This window comes from Acinetobacter sp. NEB149 (assembly GCF_012516415.1).
Classification (GTDB): Bacteria; Pseudomonadota; Gammaproteobacteria; order Pseudomonadales; family Moraxellaceae; genus Acinetobacter; species Acinetobacter lwoffii_V.
In genome coordinates this window covers 2,901,163-2,921,301 of record NZ_CP051208.1, presented here as the reverse complement: position 1 = coordinate 2,921,301, position 20,139 = coordinate 2,901,163, and the positions used below count along the sequence as shown (strand labels likewise).

Sequence of the window (20,139 nt, the reverse complement as noted above, 5' to 3'; positions counted from 1 at the left end):
AATGAGTTATTTAAGCCGATTCAATAATTCCGATGTAGACAGGTAACCACCCAGATAAGTACCTGCTGAATTATAAATGGCAGGGGTACCATTCACGCCCATCTTCAGACCCATTTGATATTGATCTTGAACAGGATTTTCACACTTCTCTGCACTAATCTGTGCGCCTGAAATCGCCTGGTCAAAGGCACTACGGCGGTCAGCACTGCACCAGATCGCTTCCATGGCCGGCATATGCTGTTCACCACGCGGCCAGGCGATATAACGCACTTCAATGCCTTTGGCATTCATCTCATCCATTTGCTCATGGAATTTATGGCAATACGGACAGCTGACATCGGTAAACACATAGACCACATGCTTGGCTTTGCCTTTGGCTGGATAGACCAGCAAGTCTGCTGGCTTGAGTTCAGCAAAGAGTTTATTGTTGATGCCTGCCTGCAGGTTTTCGCTGACATTGTGTAGCTGTTTGTCACCGAGACGGATCACATCGCCCTGAATCAGGTATTTACCGTCACTGGTGACATAGACCGCAGACATGCCTTCCAGACTCACCCAGTACAGGTTTGGCACTTCAGTGGCTTTAATGTCGGTAATTTTGGCACTGATGCCAGCAGTTTTGAAATGCTTTTCCAGCGTAGAAGCCAGACGCTGTTCTGCATTGCGTTCTGTCAGGGTAGAGGCTTCGCCCGTCGCCGGTGCGCTCGCAGTCAACTCTTGCTTTTTATCGTTGTTAGTGGAATTGGAACACGCAGTCAGACCCAAACCAGCAGCAAGTATGCAAGCCATAAAAATTTTTGAGCGGGCAAATGTCATAAAAAACCCTTTTCTTCTTGGATTAAAAACAGAGCATTAGCATAACAAAAAAAAATACCCACACGTCAAACTTCTCAGTTTATTCCATCCGGATATGTTTTAAGCTCGTGGATGATGGGTCGCGTGTAGCTGTTGCATCCGTACTTGTGCTACATGGGTATAAATTTGGGTGGTAGACAGATCACTATGCCCGAGCAGCATCTGTACCACGCGTAAGTCTGCGCCATGATTGAGTAAATGCGTCGCAAAGGCATGGCGCAAGGTATGCGGTGACAGTTCGGACTGGATTCCGGCCTGCAGCGCATAACGCTTAATGGCATACCAGAAATTCTGCCGGCTCATGATACCGCCATGCTGGGTCAAAAACAGATAATCGGTCGAAGTCCTATACAGTTGCGGACGGGCTTCATTCAGATATTTTCCCACCCATTCACAGGCCATTTTTCCCATCGGAACCAGGCGTTCTTTATTACCTTTACCCACAATACGTAAATAGCCCTGTTTTAAGTTGATCAGTTCCAGCCGCAAGTTAATCAGTTCGGTCACCCGGAGTCCGCAGGCATACAGCACTTCAAACATGGCGCGATCGCGCAGCCCTAATGCCGTGTTGATATCCGGAGCATGAATCAGGGCTTCGACATCAGCTTCGGAGAGATCTTTGGGTAAGGCCCGGCCCAGTTTCGGGGTTTTATGTGCAGCCACCGGATTGTCACTACGAAGTTTCTGCTCACGCAGAAATTTATAAAATGAGCGCAAGGCAGATAGGCAGCGGGCAATCGAACGTGGACTTTTTTGCTGTTTGGTCAGCGCAATCAGTACATCAGAAATATCATCATGACTCAATTCCGGCAGAGGCTTGCTCAGGCATTCTGCACATTGCACCAGATCGGACAAATAGGCATTTCGAGTATGCGGGCTGACCGTTTGTGCAATCAGATAATCACGAAAACCCTGCAAATAACTGAACGCATCAGGAATTTGGACAGGGGCAGGAATACGGGGTTTTTTATTCAGCATAGGGTGAAAGGATCTGATCTGAAAAAGCGATAATCGGGATTGGTATTCTCCACTGTAGTTTAATTTTATGACAGTGTCGATGTGGTATAAGGCTAAATCGAAATGTAATTAATCTTATTTGTTAATTATTCTCATTTGTTTGTATACTGTACAAAATAGTTTAGGAATTTCACGGTGCGTTTGTCTGATTTAAAAGCAAAACAAATTGCCATCATTCGAAAAGTGAGTCGAACAGCTGATGGTGAAAGTGCTCTACACGATGTCGTTGCGAGTCGTTTGGAAACTTTAGGCTTTGTACCAGGTACAAAGGTACAAGTCATTACTAAAGGTATTTTTGGTGGAGATCCCATTTTGATTCAAGTTGGATTCACACGTTTTGCTTTGCGTAAATCAGAAGCAGCCAAAATTGAAATCGAACAGGCGGTGTCGGCATGAGTGATACATTACGTATTGCCCTTGTCGGTAACCCTAACTGCGGTAAAACTTCATTATTCAACCACTTAACTGGAACACGCCAAAAAGTCGGTAACTATGCGGGTGTCACGGTTGAACGTAAAGTCGGTACGTTTCAGCTTGCCTCAGGCAAAGCGGTACGGGTACTGGATTTGCCGGGAACTTATAGTCTGGATGCGACCAGTCCGGATGAAGAGATTACCCGCAACGTCGTACAAGGTAAAATTGCGGAAGAGCAGGAGCAGGATGCATTTTTGTGTGTGGTAGATGCCACCAATCTGAAACTGCATTTGGGTCTGGTGCTGGAAATGATTCAGCTGGGTCGTCCGGTGCTGGTTGTGCTGAACATGATGGATGAAGCACGCCGTCGTGGCATGCAGATCAATACTCAGAAGCTGTCTGAGCGACTGGGCGTACCTGTGGTAGAAACGGTGGCTGTGCGCAATTCAGGGATTGAAAACCTGAAAAATGCGTTGGATCAAGGCAAGTATTCTGTACCACAGACTGAGCTCAGCGGCTTGAAAGGTGACAGTCACCAGCGCGTGGAAAACATTCTGAATGACGTGGTCAATTTCGTCGATCAGGAAGATAAACGTACCGATTTCCTCGACAAGATTTTTCTGCATCCGGTACTGGGCTTAATTAGTCTGGCCGTGATGATGTTCGTGATTTTCCAGGCGGTATTTGCCTGGGCTGCGCCGTTTATGGATGGGATTGAATCCTTCTTCGGCTGGTTGGGTGAGTTCCTCGGCGAATATATTTCTCATCCCTTGCTGAATAGTCTGGTGGTAGATGGGATTATTGCCGGTGCAGGCGGAGTAGTCGTATTCCTGCCACAAATTCTGATTTTGTTCTTCTTTATTCTGGTACTGGAAGAATCGGGTTATTTACCGCGTGCAGCATTCTTGCTCGATAAACTGATGTTTAAAGCCGGTTTGTCAGGACGTGCCTTTATTCCGTTATTGTCCAGCTTTGCCTGTGCCATTCCCGGCATTATGGCATCGCGGACCATTAGTGATCCACGAGATCGTTTAACCACGATTTTTGTTGCACCTTTAATGACCTGTTCGGCGCGTTTGCCGGTTTATGCCTTGCTGATTGCGGCATTTGTACCCGCACAAACTGTCTGGGGCTTCCTGAATCTGCAAGGTCTGGTACTTTTCGGTCTGTATATGGCAGGCATCGTAAGTGCTTTGGTAGTGTCTTTTGTGTTGAAATTCTTCCACAAAGATAAATCACAGCACATGCTGCTGATGGAACTGCCAAGCTACCGTTTTCCGGACTTGAAGAACGTTTGGATCGGCTTATTGGATCGCGGCAAAATCTTCTTGAAACGTGTCGGCGGCATCATCTTCGCCTTATCGATTGTACTGTGGTTCCTGTGTACGTTCCCGCAGCCACCAGAAGGCGCAACCTTGCCGGCCATTGATTATTCATTGGCGGGGATGCTCGGTCATCTGATGCAACCGATCTTTGCACCACTCGGTTTTAACTGGCAGATCTGTATTGCCCTGATTCCAGCGATGGCAGCGCGTGAAGTGGTCGTTGCAGCACTGGGTACAGTCTATGCGATGTCGGCAGTTGATGAAGATGCGATGTCTGAAGGTCTAGCTGCGCTGATCAGCGGTGGAGGTGATCTGGGCTGGTCAGTGGCGACAGGTTTGTCTTTGCTGGTGTGGTTTATTTATGCACCACATTGTCTGGCGACTCTGGCAACGGTTAAACGTGAAACAGGTTCCTGGAAAACTGTCAGTATCATGACTATTTACCTGTTTGGTCTGGCATATTTCATGTCATTCCTGACTTATCAAATTGCTTCATATTATTTGGGCTAAATCTCAACTTGGCCTTGGCCAATTGAATTTGCTGCATTGTATATGTATGGGAGATTGAGATGATTGAAATTCTAATTGTGACAGCACTGGTGCTTTGGAGCATGCTGGTTGTCTTTAAAAAGGTGTTTCCGAACACCTCTAACTCAGTCTTCCAGAAGCTGTCTGATGCCTGTGCAGCCAAGGGCTGGCAGCGTCTGGCCAAATGGCTGCAACCGGGTATGGCGGCAGGCTGCGGTGGCAACTGTGCCTGTCCGGTTTCAGAAAAAGGTTCAGACGTAAAGCCGGCTCAACAAGCGGTGAAATGGAAATAATTTCCTTTTCTGGCTAAATTTCAAAAACCGTCATGATCATGACGGTTTTTTTACGCATGGACACAAAAAAAATGTGCAGAAAAGCCAATCAGAAAAGGCATTCAAAACAGCAAAGTGCTACCATTTCGTCAGTTTCAAAATAGACCAAAATATGGGGCGAAAATGTTAATACAACGTGGTGGGTTAAAAGTCGTTGCAGGACTCGGAATATCAGGTGTTGCAGCAGTCAATTTCTTGCATAGTCAGGGCTACCGCGTTGCAGTAACAGATTCTAGAGCTAACCCGCCAGGGCATGACCAGATTCCGGCTGAGGTTCAGACCAGTTTTGGTCAGTTTGATGCAGAGTTATTGCTGTCTGCAGAAGAAATCGTCATCAGCCCGGGGCTTGATCCTAAACTTCCTGAAATTCAGGCAGCGATTAACAAGGGTATTCCGGTGGTCAGTGAAATCCAGATTTTACGCCGTGCTACAGACAAGCCAATCGTAGCAATTACCGGTTCTAATGCCAAAAGTACCGTGACGACCTTGATTGGCTTGATGGCAGCGGATGCGGGTAAAAAAGTCGCTGTCGGTGGCAATCTGGGGCGTCCTGCGCTAGACCTCACCAAAGATGATCCTGAGCTGTATATACTCGAGCTGTCCAGTTTTCAGCTGGAAACCACCTCAAATCTGGCGGCTGAAGTCGCGGTGGTGTTGAACATGAGTGAAGATCATCTGGATCGTCATGGCGATATGATGGGTTATCACACGGCGAAACACCGGATTTTCCAGGGTGTAAAAAAAGTCGTCTATAACCGTGATGACTCTTTGACCCGTCCTCTGGTGCCAGACGTAACACCGATACAAAGCTTTGGTCTAAATGCACCGGATATGAACCAGTACGGTATTCTCAAGGATACGGATGGCAGCATCTGGCTGGCGCGTGGTCGTGAGCGTCTGCTGAAAAGTACCGAGATGTATATGCAGGGCACGCATAATGTTGCCAATGCCCTGGCTTGTCTGGCACTCGGTGAAGCGATTGGTTTGCCATTGGACAGCATGCTAAACACTTTAAAAACTTTCAAAGGTCTGGAACATCGCTGCGAATTTGTCAAAGCAGTGCAGGGCGTACGTTATTATAACGACTCCAAAGGCACCAACATCGGTGCAACCTTGGCGGCTCTCGATGGTCTAGGTATGGCGATTGAAGCCCAAGGTGGCAAAGTTGCGATTATTCTCGGTGGACAGGGCAAAGGACAGGACTTTAAGGCTTTGCGTGAATCATTGATTAAATATGCCAAGATTGCAGTGCTGATTGGTGAAGACCGTCCGATCATCGAAGCGGCGATTAGTGGCACGACTGAGCTGGTTCATGCAGAGAGTTTGCAGCAGGCCGTAGAAATCTGCCAAAAGCACACCCAGGCCCATGATGTCGTGTTATTGTCTCCTGCATGCGCAAGTTTTGATATGTTCTCGGGTTATCCTGAGCGTGGTCGCAAGTTTGTTGCGTATGTGAATGAACTCAATTAAGAATAACAAGGATTCGTGATATGGCTGGGTTTGCTCAGACTACGATCAATAAATTAAATCAATTTTATACGCAGTGGGTACCCAGAATACCTGCTGAAGTGAATCCACGGAATGTATTGATTTTCTGTGTGTTGGCTTTGCTCTGCATTGGTTCGATCATGGTGGCATCGGCCTCGATGCCCTATGCAGAACGTATGCATGAAAATCCGTTTCACTATATTAGCCGACATGGGATTTCGATTTTTGTCGCTGCCGTAGCAGCTTTTCTGGCTTATAAAATCCCCTTAAAAGTCTGGTTTAATAACACTTTCTTTTTGTGGATTATTACCATCGTACTTTTGGTGGCCGTGCTATTTGTCGGGACGGAAGTCAATGGTTCCAAACGCTGGATTCGGATCGCAGGCTTTACCTTACAGGCTTCGGAAGTCGCCAAAGTGATGATGGCAATTTTTACTGCAGACTACGTGGTGCGCCGTGCGGAAGAAGTACGGAATAATATCAAGGGTCTGGTCCGTTTAAGTGCCATCATGGGTGCTACCGTCGGTTTGATTATTCTCGAGCCTGACTTGGGTGCAACCGTGGTAATTACCTTAACCATGCTTGGCGTGTTCTTTCTGGCGGGTGCGCCGTGGATTCAGTTCGGTGTGGCTTTTATGACCTTGGTCGGCGCATTTGCTGCCGCGATTCTGTTGGAACCGTATCGTCTGCAACGTCTGCTGTCTTTTTCGAATCCTTGGGAAGATCCCTTAGGCACCGGTTATCAGCTCTCTAATGCCCTTATGGCCTTTGGCCGTGGGGAATGGGCAGGGGTAGGCTTGGGGCATAGTATCCAGAAAATGTCTTATTTGCCTGAGGCGCATACCGATTTCATGCTGGCAATTTTGGGTGAAGAATTTGGCTTTTTAGGTATTTCGACCATCCTGATCTTGTCCTTCACCATGCTGGTCTGCTGTATCCGTATTGGGCATCGTGCCTTGCAGCATCAATATCTACGTGCCGGCTATCTGGCTTATGGGATCAGTATCATTTTCCTGTTACAGATTCTGGTGAATGCCGGCATGAATATGGGTATGTTGCCGACCAAGGGTTTGACTCTGCCATTTATTAGTTATGGCGGTTCATCCCTGATTATCTGTGCAGTCATGATTAGTCTGATTCTGAAAATTGATTCAACCACACGCCAAGTCAATCCAAGCCGCGAAGAATCAAGCTTCTAGATTCGAGTTTCGTCCTGGCTCTGGCTGAGCATGGTCAAGTACCGTGCTCGGCATTGTGGTTCCACAATTAGAACAGGTCACAAAAGCAGTTTTAGGCTTGGAAAGTGGAATCAAAGGTATAAAAAACAAAGAAAAATAATTACGCTGTTGTTTCAGCTCATAGCCCGAACGGGTACGGCAGACCGGACACAGAAACTGGCTTTTCTCAATGGTTTTAGTTTTAGGGCCGACGCCAAAAATAAAAAACATACTCTTCTTCCTATCTATTTTTCATTGTAGAAGTCTAGCTTAAGTGAAAAGCTGTTTTTATAAATAGTGACCTTGTAGCTCAGTTGTATGTGGAATCCGGTCGATATCCCATTGCGCCACTGCCTGTTGCAGCATCCGTTGCGGAGCATCTAAAGCAACTTCAGCCTGATGCAAAGCCTGAAGTGCCTGTTTTAATAATTGTGGCGCCTGAATTAAATCCAGTGCTTGGGCCAGATTTTGTTTCGACAGTTTTTGTCCCTGATCATTCATTGCCAGCGGCAGATGCATATAGCTCAGCTGCGGATAACCGAGTAACTGTCCCAAATAGATTTGTCGTTCGGTATTATCTAAAAGATCAGCCCCACGTACCACATGCGTCATACCTTGCAGATAATCATCGACCACTACAGCCAGCTGGTAATTAATAATGCCATCACGACGTTTTAAGACAAAGTCTCCCAGATCTTTCTTCAATTCTGAACAGTGCCGACCTTGCAGCCGGTCTTCAAAACAGATTTCAACATCTTCAACTTTTAGGCGAATGGCTTGATGCTCAAAAGCCAGACCCAAGTCGCGGCAGTTATCCTGATAGATATGATTGGAACCGAGCATTTTACGGGTGCATTGGCAGGCATAGACCAGACCTTGCTGACGCAATTGCTGGATGACGTCTTCGTAAATATCTAAACGGTCTTTCTGAAAAATGATTTCGGCATCAGGTTCAAGCTGAAAGGCATCTAGGGCACGCAAAATATGCTCTTCGCTGCCGGGATAAATACGAGGAATATCGGTGTCTTCAACCCGAACCAGCCATGTGCCTTGATTGGCTTTGGCGTCGCAGTAACTGGCAACTGCGGTAATGAGGGAGCCAAAATGCAAAGGGCCGGTTGGCGATGGCGCGAACCGGCCCACGTAATTCACTTCAGCTTTCCCTCCCTTTATTAAAGGGAGGGGCAGGGAGGGATTACTTAACGACATACTTAACCGTTATTTTGCTTCTCTTTGATCTCTGCAAGGGTTTTGCAGTCAATACATAAAGTAGCCGTTGGACGTGCTTCTAAACGACGCAAGCCAATCTCGATACCACAAGTTTCACAGAAACCATAGTCATCATTCTGGATTGCTTCGATCGACTGTTCGATTTTACGAATCAGTTTACGTTCACGGTCACGGGTACGTAACTCAATCGCAAACTCTTCTTCCTGAGTCGCACGGTCATTCACATCTGGAAGAGCAGTATTTTCGTCTTGCATCGTATTCAGGGTACGATCCACTTCTGACATCAACTCAGCTTTCCAAGCCAGCAAGATTTGGCGGAAATGCTGAAGCTGACCTTCAGACATGTATTCTTCATTTTTTTTAGGTTGATAAGGTTCAATACCAAATAAGCTAGCAGTAGAACCACCGTCAGTCGTTTTAGGCTTAGATTTGCGTACGCGCTTTGCAGCTTTCTCTTCTACAACATCAGTTTGATTGTCTAAGACTTGATTTTGGTTGTCATTCGCCATTTAGGGCATTCCTCATCTATGCGTATGATTGCTACGCAAAAAATATGGTGATATGCAGTTTTTTATCCACCCTTTAGAAAGATTATCCTCCTATGGGGGCCGTCATCATATAGACTTTTTATGCTTATTGATAGTCTTTGATGTCTGGACTATGCATATCACATTTCCTTTGGTTGCAATAAAGTAATGCAAAAAAACAAATTGAAAAGTTAATAACCTGAAATTTCGGTATTAATATTTTGCTGGCTCAATGCCACCCGTTCAATATAGGTATCAAACTCACCATTTTGTTGCAAATGTAATACACGATAACCTGGTGCCGCCTGATCTAGCGCGAAATCTTCACTTTTAGGTTTAAACTGCACACTGGTCGATGGCGTGGATAAAAAGTAGATGCCATGCCATTCGTTGCAGGAATCCTGATGCACATGACCAAACAGAACCAGCTTGATATTATGATGCCGAGCCAGTACATCTTTTAAATCTTCAGCATTTTTCAGCCGGTGCTGATCAATCCAGTACGATTTCATCGCAAAAGGATGATGATGGCAAGTGACAATGACATGCTGATGTTTAAATTCAAGCAATAATTGGTCCAATTGATCGAGTTGAGCTTGTTCCACCCAGCCATCGATCTTGCCTTGAACGGCACTATTTAACAGGATCATGGTCCAGGTGCCAAAATGAATGGCATGTACCTGATTCGCATGCTGGTGAAAAGGGAACACCCGAGAATCGTCATGGTTACCTGGAATCTGATAATACGGCACGTTTAAAGACTGGACAAATGCTAAATAGCGTTGATAAGTCTGCTCGACCGGCACCTGTGCCAGATCACCGGTATGAATCAGTGCGTCTATTTGGGGAAAGCGCTGTTGGATCTGCTGCATCACCTCGTGAAAACTCTGCTCGGGATTCATCCGGGCAAATTCCAGCTCTTCCCGATCCATCAAATGGGTATCAGAAATCTGGATAATGGTCCAATCTGGCTGTGTGTTTATGCTTGACTGCTGAAAACTCATGTCTTTCCCCTTAGACATATTCCTGCAGTATGAATATGTTGTTGCAACCATTGCAAGGCCATAATGACAGGTGCATTTCTTAAGCGACCATTCGTGAGCAAGGACGGAATATCAGCATAATCCAGAATATGCAGCTGGATATTTTCACCTTCATCCGGCATGCCAAAAATACCGCCCTGTTCAGGCAATTCGGTCTGCGCCACATATAAATGAAATAATTCGGAACATGCCCCGGCGGACGGATAGAAGCTGAAAATGTGCTGCAGCTCATCCAGGGTACAGCCTGATTCTTCGAGTGCTTCGCGACGGATGCATGTTTCAGGCGCTTCATCGCCATCCAGAACGCCAGCAATTACTTCGAGTTGCCAAGGAGAGTCGATATCATCCAGTCCGCCAATCCGGAACTGTTCGATCAGGCCGAATTTCTGCTGTTGATGATTGTACATCAGCACACCCGCTGCTTCTGGCCGATGAATCAGCTCACGTTGCAAAATAGGGGTTGAGCTTTCCTGATTAAATAAACGGTGTTTCAGGCTGACTTTTTCTACCTGAATAAATCCCTGGTACAAGAACTCACGTGCCTCTACGCTAAAGTCTTTTTTATTATAAGAGGCCTGTTTAATAATATTCATATGCTCAGATAGAATGAATTGATTTATTTTCATCCTATCTGAGTTTTTTTTGAAGACAACTGTTTTTTTTACAGTTTTATAGTTTGTGGTATAAATTTTGACCAGAGTTGTGGAAGCTGGCTTTCATCTGATTCATGCCGGCTTCAATTTCGGCCTGAGAGCTTGCCGGCTGATCAGGATTGGCCTGTTGACTGGCATAATCACGAACATTCTGGCTAATCTTCATTGAACAGAACTTTGGTCCGCACATGGAACAAAAGTGCGCGGATTTATGCGCGGCTTTCGGCATGGTTTCATCATGCATGCTGCGCGCCGTGTCCGGATCCAGACTCAAGTTAAACTGGTCTTCCCAGCGGAACTCAAAACGCGCCTTGGACAGGGCATTATCCCGGGCTTGCGCACCCGGATGACCTTTGGCCAGATCGGCTGCATGTGCGGCAATCTTGTAGGTAATAATGCCGTCTTTGACATCCTTTTTATTGGGTAAACCGAGATGCTCTTTCGGCGTCACATAACACAGCATTGCGGTGCCGTACCAGCCAATCATCGCGGCTCCTATTGCCGAAGTAATATGGTCATAACCCGGTGCGATATCGGTGGTGAGTGGCCCCAAGGTATAAAAGGGTGCTTCTTTACAGACTTCCAGTTGCAGATCCATATTTTCCTTGATCATATGCATCGGGACATGGCCCGGGCCTTCAATCATCACCTGAACATCATGCTCCCAGGCACGGTGGGTCAGTTCGCCCAAAGTTCGAAGTTCGGCAAATTGCGCTTCGTCATTGGCATCCTGCACACAGCCCGGACGTAGGCCATCGCCGAGACTAAACGATACGTCATAAGCTTTCATGATTTCGCAGATTTCATCGAAATGGGTATACAGGAAGTTTTCCTGATGATGTGCCAGACACCACTGCGCCATGATCGAACCGCCACGCGATACGATACCGGTCAAACGGTTGGCAGTCAGCGGTACATATCTTAAAAGCACGCCGGCATGAATGGTGAAATAGTCCACACCTTGTTCAGCCTGTTCAATCAGGGTGTCTTTAAAGATCTCCCAGGTCAGGTCTTCGGCCACACCATTGACTTTTTCCAGTGCCTGATAGATCGGTACGGTTCCAATTGGTACAGGAGAGTTGCGGATAATCCATTCACGGGTTTCATGAATATTCTGGCCGGTCGAGAGGTCCATAATCGTATCTGCGCCCCAACGTGTCGCCCAGGTCATTTTCGAGACTTCTTCTTCGATACTTGAACCGAGTGCAGAATTACCAATATTGGCATTGATTTTGACCAGAAAATTACGCCCGATGATCATCGGTTCCAGTTCCGGATGATTGATATTGGCCGGAATAATCGCGCGGCCGGCGGCGACTTCCTGACGCACAAATTCTGGCGTAATTTCAGTCAGGTTTTTTGCACCAAAATTCTGGCCCGGATGCTGGCGCATATCGACACCATCGAGTTGACGCAGATTTTCACGAATGGCGATGTATTCCATTTCCGGAGTGATGATGCCTTGCTTGGCATAATGCATCTGGGTGATGTTGCGGCCGCATTTGGCTTTGCGAGGTTTCTGGATATGGGCGAAACGGATTGCGGCGGTACGGATATCGCGTAAACGCTGGCGGCCAAATTCAGAACTGAGCTGATCCAGAATTTCGCTATCGTTGCGCTGTTCAATCCAGCTTTCACGAACATTCGGCAGACCTTTGTTCAGGTCAATCGTCACGTTGGGGTCGGTATACACACCCGAAGTGTCATAGACCATCAAAGGTGGATTATGTTCGCCGCCCAGACTGGTCGGGGTTTCACTTAAGGAAATTTCCCGCATGGGTACCTGAATATCAGGACGGGAACCTTGCAGATAGACTTTACGTGAAGCGGGTAGAATTCGCGTTAAATCGCGTGCTTCCTGTTCATGAGCGGAGAGAGAAGTTTCAGAAGAAAGATTCGTTAACTGGTTCATGGCTATGATCCTTATGAATGACATCAACGAATCAAGCACGACCAAAAACGTAGGCAGATTTATCCTGAACAGATAAAGCAAGGGCTGGGTTTTTAGCTGGCTTGATTCCTACGCAGGTATTAACCTGATCAGGTTCAACGGTACTCATGCTCAATTCCTGATAACGATAAAAGGAATCACATGATCTCAGCGAGGCATTACTCGCGCTCCGTCAAGCGAGGCTAAAGCTTAGCTCAGTTTAGGCAGAATAAACAGGTCTAAATCGCTCAACTTTAAACGAGGATTGATTTAGACATGGCGATATTGATTGAAGGTGAAACTGATCCCAACTAGATACAGATGGCATCGGTAAAGCAGTCTTTATCATATTTTTGTGAGGGCGGGCTGATCTGGGCATAGTACAGAATCTGTTCTGCTTCCGAGCGGTTTCTATAATCGGCAGGCAAGACTTGTTGGCGCTGTTCCGGAGTCATGTCCAGAAATTCCAGAAACAGGCGTGCCTGTGTGGACAGCGTTGATTTCTGGCCGTTTGATAGTCCAATAATAGTTTCCAGATGACTGGTATCCACAGCATAACGATCGCGATAATCTTCCGACACCGGGGATTGCTCGGTACCTCTAAACAGGAAATAGGTATATTGCTTCAGCAGATATTCAGCATCGCGTTTATAACTGCTATTCGGATAAGTCTTGAGATAGTCTTCCCAAAGCAGACTGCGGGCTGCAATATCAGCGGCTTCAATCTGCAGGCGTTTTTCCACCAGCACCGGTTCCATATTCTGTTCCGCCAGATTTTCAATAAAGGCTTTTTCAGCGGCCGGTAAATAAGGGGCAAAAATACGCGCCAGATATTCCGGACTGCGGCGATAATGTAAAGTGCCATCCCCCAGATCCAGCAGTTCTACATAAGCCTGCCCCTTGTGTTTTAACAGATACTGGTCACGTGAGGTGAGCTGTTGAAAATGCGCATGCTGAATGGTCGGATGCTGGGCCATTTCCAGTGCATACTGCTCAAAGGCGCGTTGCTGGAACTCGGTGCGATCCACCTTTAAAAAGCGCTGATACATTTCGGTAGAGCGCTGCATCAGGTGCTTCTGCTCCGCCAAGTCCATCAACGGCAGGCATACTTTAAGATCCTGATTAATCTGCTCCAGCGCAAACGTCGTGCGCTGGTCATTAATCTGGGACATATTTTTTTCAATATTCTGGCACATGAGGCTAAAGTCATTGACTGGACTTTGCGTTTGCTTTGCCTCAGTCTGTTCGACCTGGATCTGTGGATCTGAGGGCTGTTGGCAGCCCCCAAGAAGCAGCACGCTACCAGCAATCAAACAGGCTTTGAATATCGACGGGAATGGCATTAACACTATGCTTCAGGACTCTGTATATAGGTGAATTCAGAAAATAACGGCCTTACTGGGAGATATTGTATAGATCAAACTAAAATACTATGTTTAGTATTGTGAATTGCTTTGTTACATTGCCGGTATGGGAGCCAGAAAATTGAATTAATGATGGATAAAAACTGATCTTTATATTAAAAAATTAATAAAAATCATACGTAAAAATTCAAGAGATCTCTTTAGTATGGCTTAGCTTAAAGCGCCAGAATTTTTTGATCTGAATGGCTGTTAGGGATTAACACTATAAAATGAAATTAAAACTCAGTGTCATGGCCGGTTTATTGCTATTAATTAGTCCGGCGATTTTTGCCCTGGATTTACAAGAAGCGTATGCACGCGCCCAGCAAAATGATCCAAATTGGCAGGCGAATGTGTTGCAGTACCAATCTGATCAGCTCAATCTGGGGATTGCCAGCGGAAATTTGCTGCCGACCGTGACTTTATCTGGAAATGTGACCCGTAAAAACCAGTCCGTCAACAACTCAGAGTCTGAAGGTTTGCCTGCTGAATTTGGTGAGTTGCAAAGTTCCAGTACAACCAGCCGTCAGGTGGCCTTAACCGCACGCCAACCTTTATTTCGCTGGGATGCCTGGCAAGGTTATAAGCAGGTCAAGACCTCGGTCGAACTCAGTGAAGTCAATCTGCGTCTGCAAAAACAGCAGCATATTTTACAGGTGGCCGAAGCCTATTTTAATGTCTTGCGGCAGCAGTCTTTGACTACGGCTTATTTGCAGGAAGAGCAGGCACTGTCTGAGCAGTTACGGATGATGAATGCTAAGCTCAAAGAAGGTCTGGTAGCGCGCAGTGAGGTCAGTGAAGCCAATGCCCAGTATCAAAGTGCCCAAGCCAACCGGATTTCGACTCAAGTTCAGCTGGTACTGGCCCAAGAACAGCTGGCACAGTTAATCGGTCCTTATCAGGAAAATCTGGCGGTATTACGCAACGATTTTCAGTTTCAGAAACCGGTTCCAAGTGATATGCAGTCCTGGACTGAATTAGCACAAAGCCAGAATCTGAATATTCTGCAAGCGCGTCTGCAAAAGCGCTATTCTGAAGATGCCAAACGGGTCGAGCAGGCTGCGCTCTATCCGCAGGTCGAAGCGGTCGGAACCTATGGCTATTTAAAACAAAGTCCAGCCACGATCATGTCCAGCAATGGAGATTTCGACCAGATTGGGGTGGAAGTGAACTGGAATGTATTTAGCGGCGGACGCACACAAAAAAGTATCCGTCAGGCCGGTGTCAATGTGCAAAAAAGTGAAGCGCAACTGGATGCAGCCATCCGTAAAGCCAATACCGATGTGAAACAGTCCTTTATGCAGGTAGAAACCGATCAGGCCAAACTGAATGCACGTAAAGCCGCGATGGACTCTTCGGAAATTGTCTCACAAGCGTCCAGAGCCCAATATCAGGAAGGCTTAAAAACCATGGTCGATGTGTTGCTGGCACAGCGTAATGCCTTTTCTGCCAAGACCGATTATTTGAATGCCAAATATGATTATCTGTTGCATGTGCTGCAATTGCAGGCCTCGGTCGGGCAGTTAACCGAAAAGGAACTGGCAGAGCTGAATGCCTGGCTGATTGAATATGATTCGCCTCAGCCTCTATGAGGCTACTATTGTCATCAAACTTTCATCATAGATATGCTTTAATATGATTTATTATTGATCATTGTCCTCTATCGTTCAGGAGTAGCTTTCCTTGTGTCCAAATAATCCTGTATTAAGCCATCACATTTCTTCGCAATTTAATGAAGAACTGCAGGACGTAAATACCAAATTCATGACGATGGGCGGACTGGTAGAACAGCAGGTAGCTAATGCCATTCATGCCCTATTGGACACAGATGTCTCAATGGCAGTAGATGTGCAGTTTCAAGATAATGTCGTCAATCAGATGGAACGAGATATTGATGAAGCGCTGACCCTGATTCTGGCGCGCCGTCATCCTGCCGCGATTGATTTACGTATGGTGCTTGCCATGTCCAAGGCCAATACCGATCTGGAACGGATTGGCGATGAAGCCTCGAAAATAGGCCGAATTGCACAAAGCTTATGTGAAGAGGGCGGCTCACCGCGCGGTTATATGGAAACCCGGCATATTGGCAACCAGGTGCGGGTGATGATTCATGATGCACTGGATGCTTTTGCGCGTCTGGATGTAGATCAAGCTTTGAAGGTCATGTTGGCAGATGCGGATATTGACCGTGAGTATCAATCAGCCACACGTACGCTTATGACTTATATGATTGAAGATCCGCGGCATATCAGTCGTGTCATCAATGTATTATGGGTGCTGCGTTCGCTAGAAAGAATTGGCGATCATGCCCGGAATATTTCGGAACAGGTGATCTATATGGTCAAAGGTTTTGATGTGCGTCATACCAGCGTTGAAGAAATTGAACAGAAAGTTCAGCGTTAAACGTTCCAGACTTAAATAAAAAAACCTCCAGCTCGGAGGTTTTTTATTGGGATAGAAAAGCTAACTATGAGTTTCTTCCTCAGCATCATCTTCAAAAGTTTTGGCAATTTTTTCAATATTCAGGCTTTTGGCCATCGCATCAAAGATTTCCTTATACACGCCTTGCTGATGATAAAGCTGGTCGTGCTCGCCATGTTCGGCAATCGTTCCTTCTTTCATTACATAGGTATAATCTGCATCAATAATCTGCGACAGGCTATGCGAAATGATGATCACGGTACGGCCTTGCTTGATCTGGTCCAGACTTTGTTTGATCTGTTCCGTGGCAATTGCATCCAGACTCGCCGTCGGTTCATCCAGAAAAATGATCGGTGGATTTTTCAGGAACATCCGTGCCAAGGCAATCCGTTGCTGCTGGCCGCCAGACAGCATCAAGGCATCGCTGTCATAGCCATCCGGTAACTGTAAAATCTGCTCATGAATCGAGGCTTTTTCTGCCGCCTCAATTACATCTTCCATTGAGGCAGTAGTTTTGCCGTAGCGGATATTGTCAAAGATGGTGCCCTGAAAAATATGGTTTTTTTGCAAGACCAGACCAATATGATCGCGTAGATATTGGGTGTCATAATCTTTCAGGTCAATGCCATCCAGTTTGATCTGGCCTTGCTGTGGTTCATAAAATTTATCCAGCAGACTGATCAGGGTAGATTTTCCGGCACCCGATAAGCCCACCAAGGCGGTAATTTTATTCGGGCGAATTTCCATATCAATATCTTTCAGGGCATGGTGGCCGTTTGGATAATAAAAATTCACGCCACTCAGTTCAAATTTTCCTTGGACAATCGGTTTCTGCTGACCGCTTTGTTCAATTTCATCATCTGCTTCCAGAATCTTGAAAAAGCTTTCTGAATAGATCATGGCGTCATTTACTTCATCATAAATCCGGTGCAGGGATCGGATTGGGGCAGAGACATTATTAAATAGCAGCACATGAAACATGATCATGCCGATACTCATCTGGCCATCCAGCACAAAGTAGGAGGTTAGAATAATGATCAGTACAATCCCGATCTGTTCCAGAAAAGTTTTCAGGCCATCAAACAGGAAACTGGTCTGACGGGTTTTCATCTGATTGTCGGTCAGCTCACGCTGTAAACCGAGCTGCTTTTCCGATTCAATCGATTCGCGGTTAAAGGATTTGATTACGGTAATCGAGTTGATGATGCTGAGAATACCCTGACTCTTTTTCTCCCGGCCATCGCGAAGACTGCGGCGCCAGCCTCCCAGTTTTTGCGCCTGCTTATAGGTTAACCAGAAATAGATCGGGACAATGGCAGTCGCGACCAGACCGACATAAACATTGGCATAATACATTAACCCCAAAGCCACAATGGCACTGGTAAATAACGGTAAAATATCAATGAAAAAGATCTGTACCAGACGGGTCAGTGAACCAATACCACGGTCAATCCGGGTCTGTAATTTACCGGCCTGATTATTTTCCTGATTAAAAAATTCCAAACGATATTTTAAAAACTTTTCAATAATCCCTTGGGCCAGATCCTGAGAGACAAAAATCCTCAGTTTCTCTCCATAGAACTTCTGCCCGAACTGGACAAAGGCATTAATAATTTCTTTGCCGAGCAAAATTGCCGAAATCGTGATCAGAATATGCCAGCCTTGCTCCAATCCTTGACCGGCTTCGAGTAGCGAATTGATGCTGTCGACCGCATATTGCAAGGTAATGGCATTGACCTGTGCTGTGAATGAGCCAATCAGGGTCAGAATCAGCGTGGCAATCACCAGCAACCGGTAAGGCTGAACAAAGGGACGAAGTTTCTGAAACAGCTGCCATAAGTTCATAAAAGGATTATTTTTATTGTGAAAGTTGAATTCAGTCTAGGTAGGAATCATGCCAGCCACAAGCATAAATGTTGTAGTCATTTGTGAAGAGCAGTTGTAATCCTTTAGGTCGAATGTCAGTATTTTCATGTGGATACTGGATCTGATTGATATGACGCTCGATTTATTTGCACCCCAGCCGCAAGCCAATGTATTACCTTTTGATGGGGTAGTGGAGGATTATGGCTTGATTTTGGATGAGGAACAAAGCCAGCAGTATCTACAGCATTTTCTCAGTCAGCTGGCCTGGCAATATGATGAAGTGCATTTATTTGGCAAGCACCATGTCACCGGTCGCCAGGTGGTCTGGTATGGCGATGAACATTATCAGTATCGTTATTCTGGTACGCTTAAACAAGCTCAGGTATGGACACCCGGATTATTCCGTTTAAAGCAACATATTGAAATTCTGGTCGGTCATCCCTTTAATTCCTGTCTGGCCAATTTGTATGAAGATGGTTCTCAAGGCTTGGGCTGGCATAGTGATGATGAACCGGCGTTATATACAGGTACTTCTCGGGAAAATGTCATTGCTTCTCTGAGTCTGGGAGCCACCCGTAAAATGAGCTTTAAGCATAAAACCCACAATGAGAAAGTCGATGTGCTGTTACATAGTGGACAACTGATTGTGATGCGTGGCGCGACGCAGCAACACTGGAAGCACAGTATCAGCAAAACCAGCAAAGTTTTAACACCACGAATTAACCTGACTTTTCGTTATTTTTATCCTTAAAAGGCATTTTGGGGTATAAAAAAGCACCCTGAAGGATGCTGATTTAAAAAATTTTCAAAACAGATTAAGGCGTGATTCCAGCAGGATGGCGATACCAGCTTTCAATCAACAATGCAGCCGCAATGCTGTCGGCAGAGAGTTTCTTGCCACGACCTTGAGCCTGATAATACCCCAGTTCATCGCGTGCTTCACGCGTGGTCAGACGTTCATCCACCATCCAGGTTTCAATATTGGTCTGATGACGTAAACGGCGGGCAAATTTTCGCGCCCGTGTCGATAGTTCGGATTCACTATCATCCATATTCAGCGGCAAACCGACCAGAAATAAATTCGGTTGATGGCTTTTCACGATTTTGAGCAGTTCATCCCAGTTGGGAATACCATCTTTCATGGGAAATAAGGGCAGGGGATTGGCACTTGCAATCAGGGATTGTCCAACCGACACTCCCATTTTTTGTGTACCAAAATCAAACGCCATAATGGTGTATGGCGCGTTTACATCAAGCATGTCCAATCTCGGAAGATAACCAGTTGCGGTCTACACCCATTTTTTTATAGGCAGCGTCCCAACGGTCGTTATAAGGTAAGTTAAAAATCAGATCCATATCGGAATCACAAATCAGCCAGTCACCCCGGGCAATTTCCTGTTCCAGCTGGTGTTTGCCCCAACTGGCATAACCGAGGGCAATCTGATAGCGACCGACACCTTCATTATGTGCAATGGCATCCAGAATATCTTTGGAGGTAGTAATGCAGACATTTTCACCCACGGCGATGGAGGAATGCCAGGTCGGCTGACCGGTATGCAAGACAAAACCGGCCTCAGGACGTAAAGGGCCGCCTTGTAATACTTCATGCGGATTGACATTGTCTGCTTCAATATCAAGATCATTTAGCAGTTCTTTAATTTGAATGCCGGCAGGTCGATTGATAATGATGCCTTGGGCACCATCTTCATCATGACGCGCGAGATAAATGACCGTCTGGGCAAAAAAATCATCATTCGCATGCGGCGGTGCAATCAGACAACGATGTGTCAGAAACTGTTTGGTCACCTGAGCAGTTCTCCTTAAAATTAATTTCTTCGCAGAGAAATCCTATGATCCTAATAGCTACGTTACTAGAGCTTTTTGGATTCA

20 protein-coding genes and 1 riboswitch are annotated in these 20,139 nt (G+C 46.1%); of the genes, 8 read left to right on the top strand and 12 right to left on the bottom strand.

Features of this window, described 5'->3' with window-relative positions:
- Positions 1 to 6: 6 nt before the first annotated feature.
- Positions 7 to 816: a DsbC family protein gene (locus HGD77_RS14130; RefSeq protein ID WP_168730896.1), complete on the bottom strand. Its 810-nt coding sequence runs from the start codon at positions 814 to 816 to the stop codon at positions 7 to 9.
- 99 nt (positions 817 to 915) lie between these two features.
- Positions 916 to 1,833 carry a site-specific tyrosine recombinase XerD gene (gene xerD / locus HGD77_RS14125; protein WP_155861579.1) on the bottom strand — a complete coding sequence of 306 codons (918 nt, stop codon included), beginning with the start codon at positions 1,831 to 1,833 and terminating at the stop codon, positions 916 to 918.
- A 174-nt stretch (positions 1,834 to 2,007) separates the two neighbouring features.
- Between xerD and HGD77_RS14120 the strand changes: the two genes are divergently transcribed.
- The 5 genes from HGD77_RS14120 to ftsW all read left to right on the top strand — a co-directional run bounded on the left by HGD77_RS14120 (position 2,008) and on the right by ftsW (position 7,158).
- Positions 2,008 to 2,268, top strand: a complete 261-nt coding sequence (locus HGD77_RS14120) for a FeoA family protein (protein ID WP_005101473.1) — start codon at positions 2,008 to 2,010, stop codon at positions 2,266 to 2,268.
- On the top strand, positions 2,265 to 4,121 hold the full coding sequence (gene feoB / locus HGD77_RS14115) for a ferrous iron transporter B (protein ID WP_168730895.1): 1,857 nt from the start codon (positions 2,265 to 2,267) through the stop codon (positions 4,119 to 4,121). Before HGD77_RS14120 ends, feoB begins: the two co-directional genes overlap by 4 nt.
- 59 nt (positions 4,122 to 4,180) lie before the next feature.
- Positions 4,181 to 4,432: a DUF6587 family protein gene (locus tag HGD77_RS14110; protein WP_005101469.1), complete on the top strand. Its 252-nt coding sequence runs from the start codon at positions 4,181 to 4,183 to the stop codon at positions 4,430 to 4,432.
- Positions 4,433 to 4,594: 162 nt separating this feature from the next.
- Complete coding sequence (gene murD / locus HGD77_RS14105; RefSeq protein WP_168730894.1) at positions 4,595 to 5,941, top strand: UDP-N-acetylmuramoyl-L-alanine--D-glutamate ligase; 1,347 nt, start codon at positions 4,595 to 4,597, stop codon at positions 5,939 to 5,941.
- 20 nt (positions 5,942 to 5,961) lie between these two features.
- Entirely contained in the window at positions 5,962 to 7,158 is a 1,197-nt protein-coding gene (gene ftsW, locus HGD77_RS14100) for a putative lipid II flippase FtsW (RefSeq protein ID WP_153566388.1), read from the top strand.
- On the opposite strand, the gene HGD77_RS14095 is transcribed toward ftsW, so the two are convergent.
- The 7 genes from HGD77_RS14095 to HGD77_RS14065 all read right to left on the bottom strand — a co-directional run bounded on the left by HGD77_RS14095 (position 7,147) and on the right by HGD77_RS14065 (position 13,902).
- Entirely contained in the window at positions 7,147 to 7,407 is a 261-nt protein-coding gene (locus HGD77_RS14095; RefSeq protein WP_168730893.1) for a zinc ribbon domain-containing protein, read from the bottom strand. The two genes, ftsW and HGD77_RS14095, sit on opposite strands and share 12 nt — an antisense overlap.
- Before the next feature lie 57 nt (positions 7,408 to 7,464).
- Complete coding sequence (gene gluQRS / locus HGD77_RS14090) at positions 7,465 to 8,385, bottom strand: tRNA glutamyl-Q(34) synthetase GluQRS (RefSeq protein WP_168730892.1); 921 nt, start codon at positions 8,383 to 8,385, stop codon at positions 7,465 to 7,467.
- 2 nt (positions 8,386 to 8,387) lie between these two features.
- Positions 8,388 to 8,915 (bottom strand): RNA polymerase-binding protein DksA, encoded by a 528-nt coding sequence (gene dksA, locus HGD77_RS14085; RefSeq protein ID WP_004281072.1) that lies wholly within the window; start codon positions 8,913 to 8,915, stop codon positions 8,388 to 8,390.
- A gap of 209 nt (positions 8,916 to 9,124) precedes the next feature.
- Positions 9,125 to 9,937: a metallophosphoesterase gene (locus tag HGD77_RS14080; RefSeq protein ID WP_168730891.1), complete on the bottom strand. Its 813-nt coding sequence runs from the start codon at positions 9,935 to 9,937 to the stop codon at positions 9,125 to 9,127.
- Positions 9,934 to 10,569, bottom strand: a complete 636-nt coding sequence (locus HGD77_RS14075) for an NUDIX domain-containing protein (RefSeq protein WP_004281075.1) — start codon at positions 10,567 to 10,569, stop codon at positions 9,934 to 9,936. Before HGD77_RS14075 ends, HGD77_RS14080 begins: the two co-directional genes overlap by 4 nt.
- A 76-nt stretch (positions 10,570 to 10,645) precedes the next feature.
- Positions 10,646 to 12,541: a phosphomethylpyrimidine synthase ThiC gene (gene thiC, locus HGD77_RS14070; RefSeq protein WP_168730890.1), complete on the bottom strand. Its 1,896-nt coding sequence runs from the start codon at positions 12,539 to 12,541 to the stop codon at positions 10,646 to 10,648.
- Between the two features lie 88 nt (positions 12,542 to 12,629).
- Positions 12,630 to 12,762, bottom strand: a riboswitch (TPP riboswitch).
- A 108-nt stretch (positions 12,763 to 12,870) separates the two neighbouring features.
- Entirely contained in the window at positions 12,871 to 13,902 is a 1,032-nt protein-coding gene (locus HGD77_RS14065) for a hypothetical protein (protein ID WP_005101457.1), read from the bottom strand.
- A gap of 290 nt (positions 13,903 to 14,192) precedes the next feature.
- On the opposite strand from HGD77_RS14065, the gene HGD77_RS14060 reads away from it, so the two are divergent.
- Positions 14,193 to 15,554 (top strand): TolC family outer membrane protein, encoded by a 1,362-nt coding sequence (locus HGD77_RS14060; protein ID WP_168730889.1) that lies wholly within the window; start codon positions 14,193 to 14,195, stop codon positions 15,552 to 15,554.
- A 91-nt stretch (positions 15,555 to 15,645) separates the two neighbouring features.
- The gene (gene phoU, locus HGD77_RS14055) at positions 15,646 to 16,365 is read left to right on the top strand and encodes a phosphate signaling complex protein PhoU (protein ID WP_005108465.1); all 720 of its coding nucleotides are present in this window, start codon (positions 15,646 to 15,648) and stop codon (positions 16,363 to 16,365) included.
- Positions 16,366 to 16,425: 60 nt separating this feature from the next.
- On the opposite strand, the gene HGD77_RS14050 is transcribed toward phoU, so the two are convergent.
- Positions 16,426 to 18,228 (bottom strand): ABC transporter ATP-binding protein, encoded by a 1,803-nt coding sequence (locus HGD77_RS14050; RefSeq protein ID WP_168730888.1) that lies wholly within the window; start codon positions 18,226 to 18,228, stop codon positions 16,426 to 16,428.
- A 151-nt stretch (positions 18,229 to 18,379) separates the two neighbouring features.
- Here HGD77_RS14050 and HGD77_RS14045 point away from each other — a divergent pair, with 151 nt between their 5' ends.
- Complete coding sequence (locus tag HGD77_RS14045; RefSeq protein WP_168731006.1) at positions 18,380 to 19,000, top strand: alpha-ketoglutarate-dependent dioxygenase AlkB family protein; 621 nt, start codon at positions 18,380 to 18,382, stop codon at positions 18,998 to 19,000.
- A 64-nt stretch (positions 19,001 to 19,064) separates the two neighbouring features.
- Here the strand turns inward: HGD77_RS14045 and ruvX are convergent, their stop codons facing one another.
- Complete coding sequence (ruvX, locus tag HGD77_RS14040) at positions 19,065 to 19,508, bottom strand: Holliday junction resolvase RuvX (RefSeq protein ID WP_168730887.1); 444 nt, start codon at positions 19,506 to 19,508, stop codon at positions 19,065 to 19,067.
- Positions 19,501 to 20,055, bottom strand: coding sequence for a YqgE/AlgH family protein (locus tag HGD77_RS14035; RefSeq protein ID WP_004281085.1), 555 nt, complete (start codon positions 20,053 to 20,055; stop codon positions 19,501 to 19,503). The genes ruvX and HGD77_RS14035 overlap by 8 nt, the downstream gene beginning before the upstream one ends.
- Between the last annotated feature and the right edge of the window lie 84 nt (positions 20,056 to 20,139).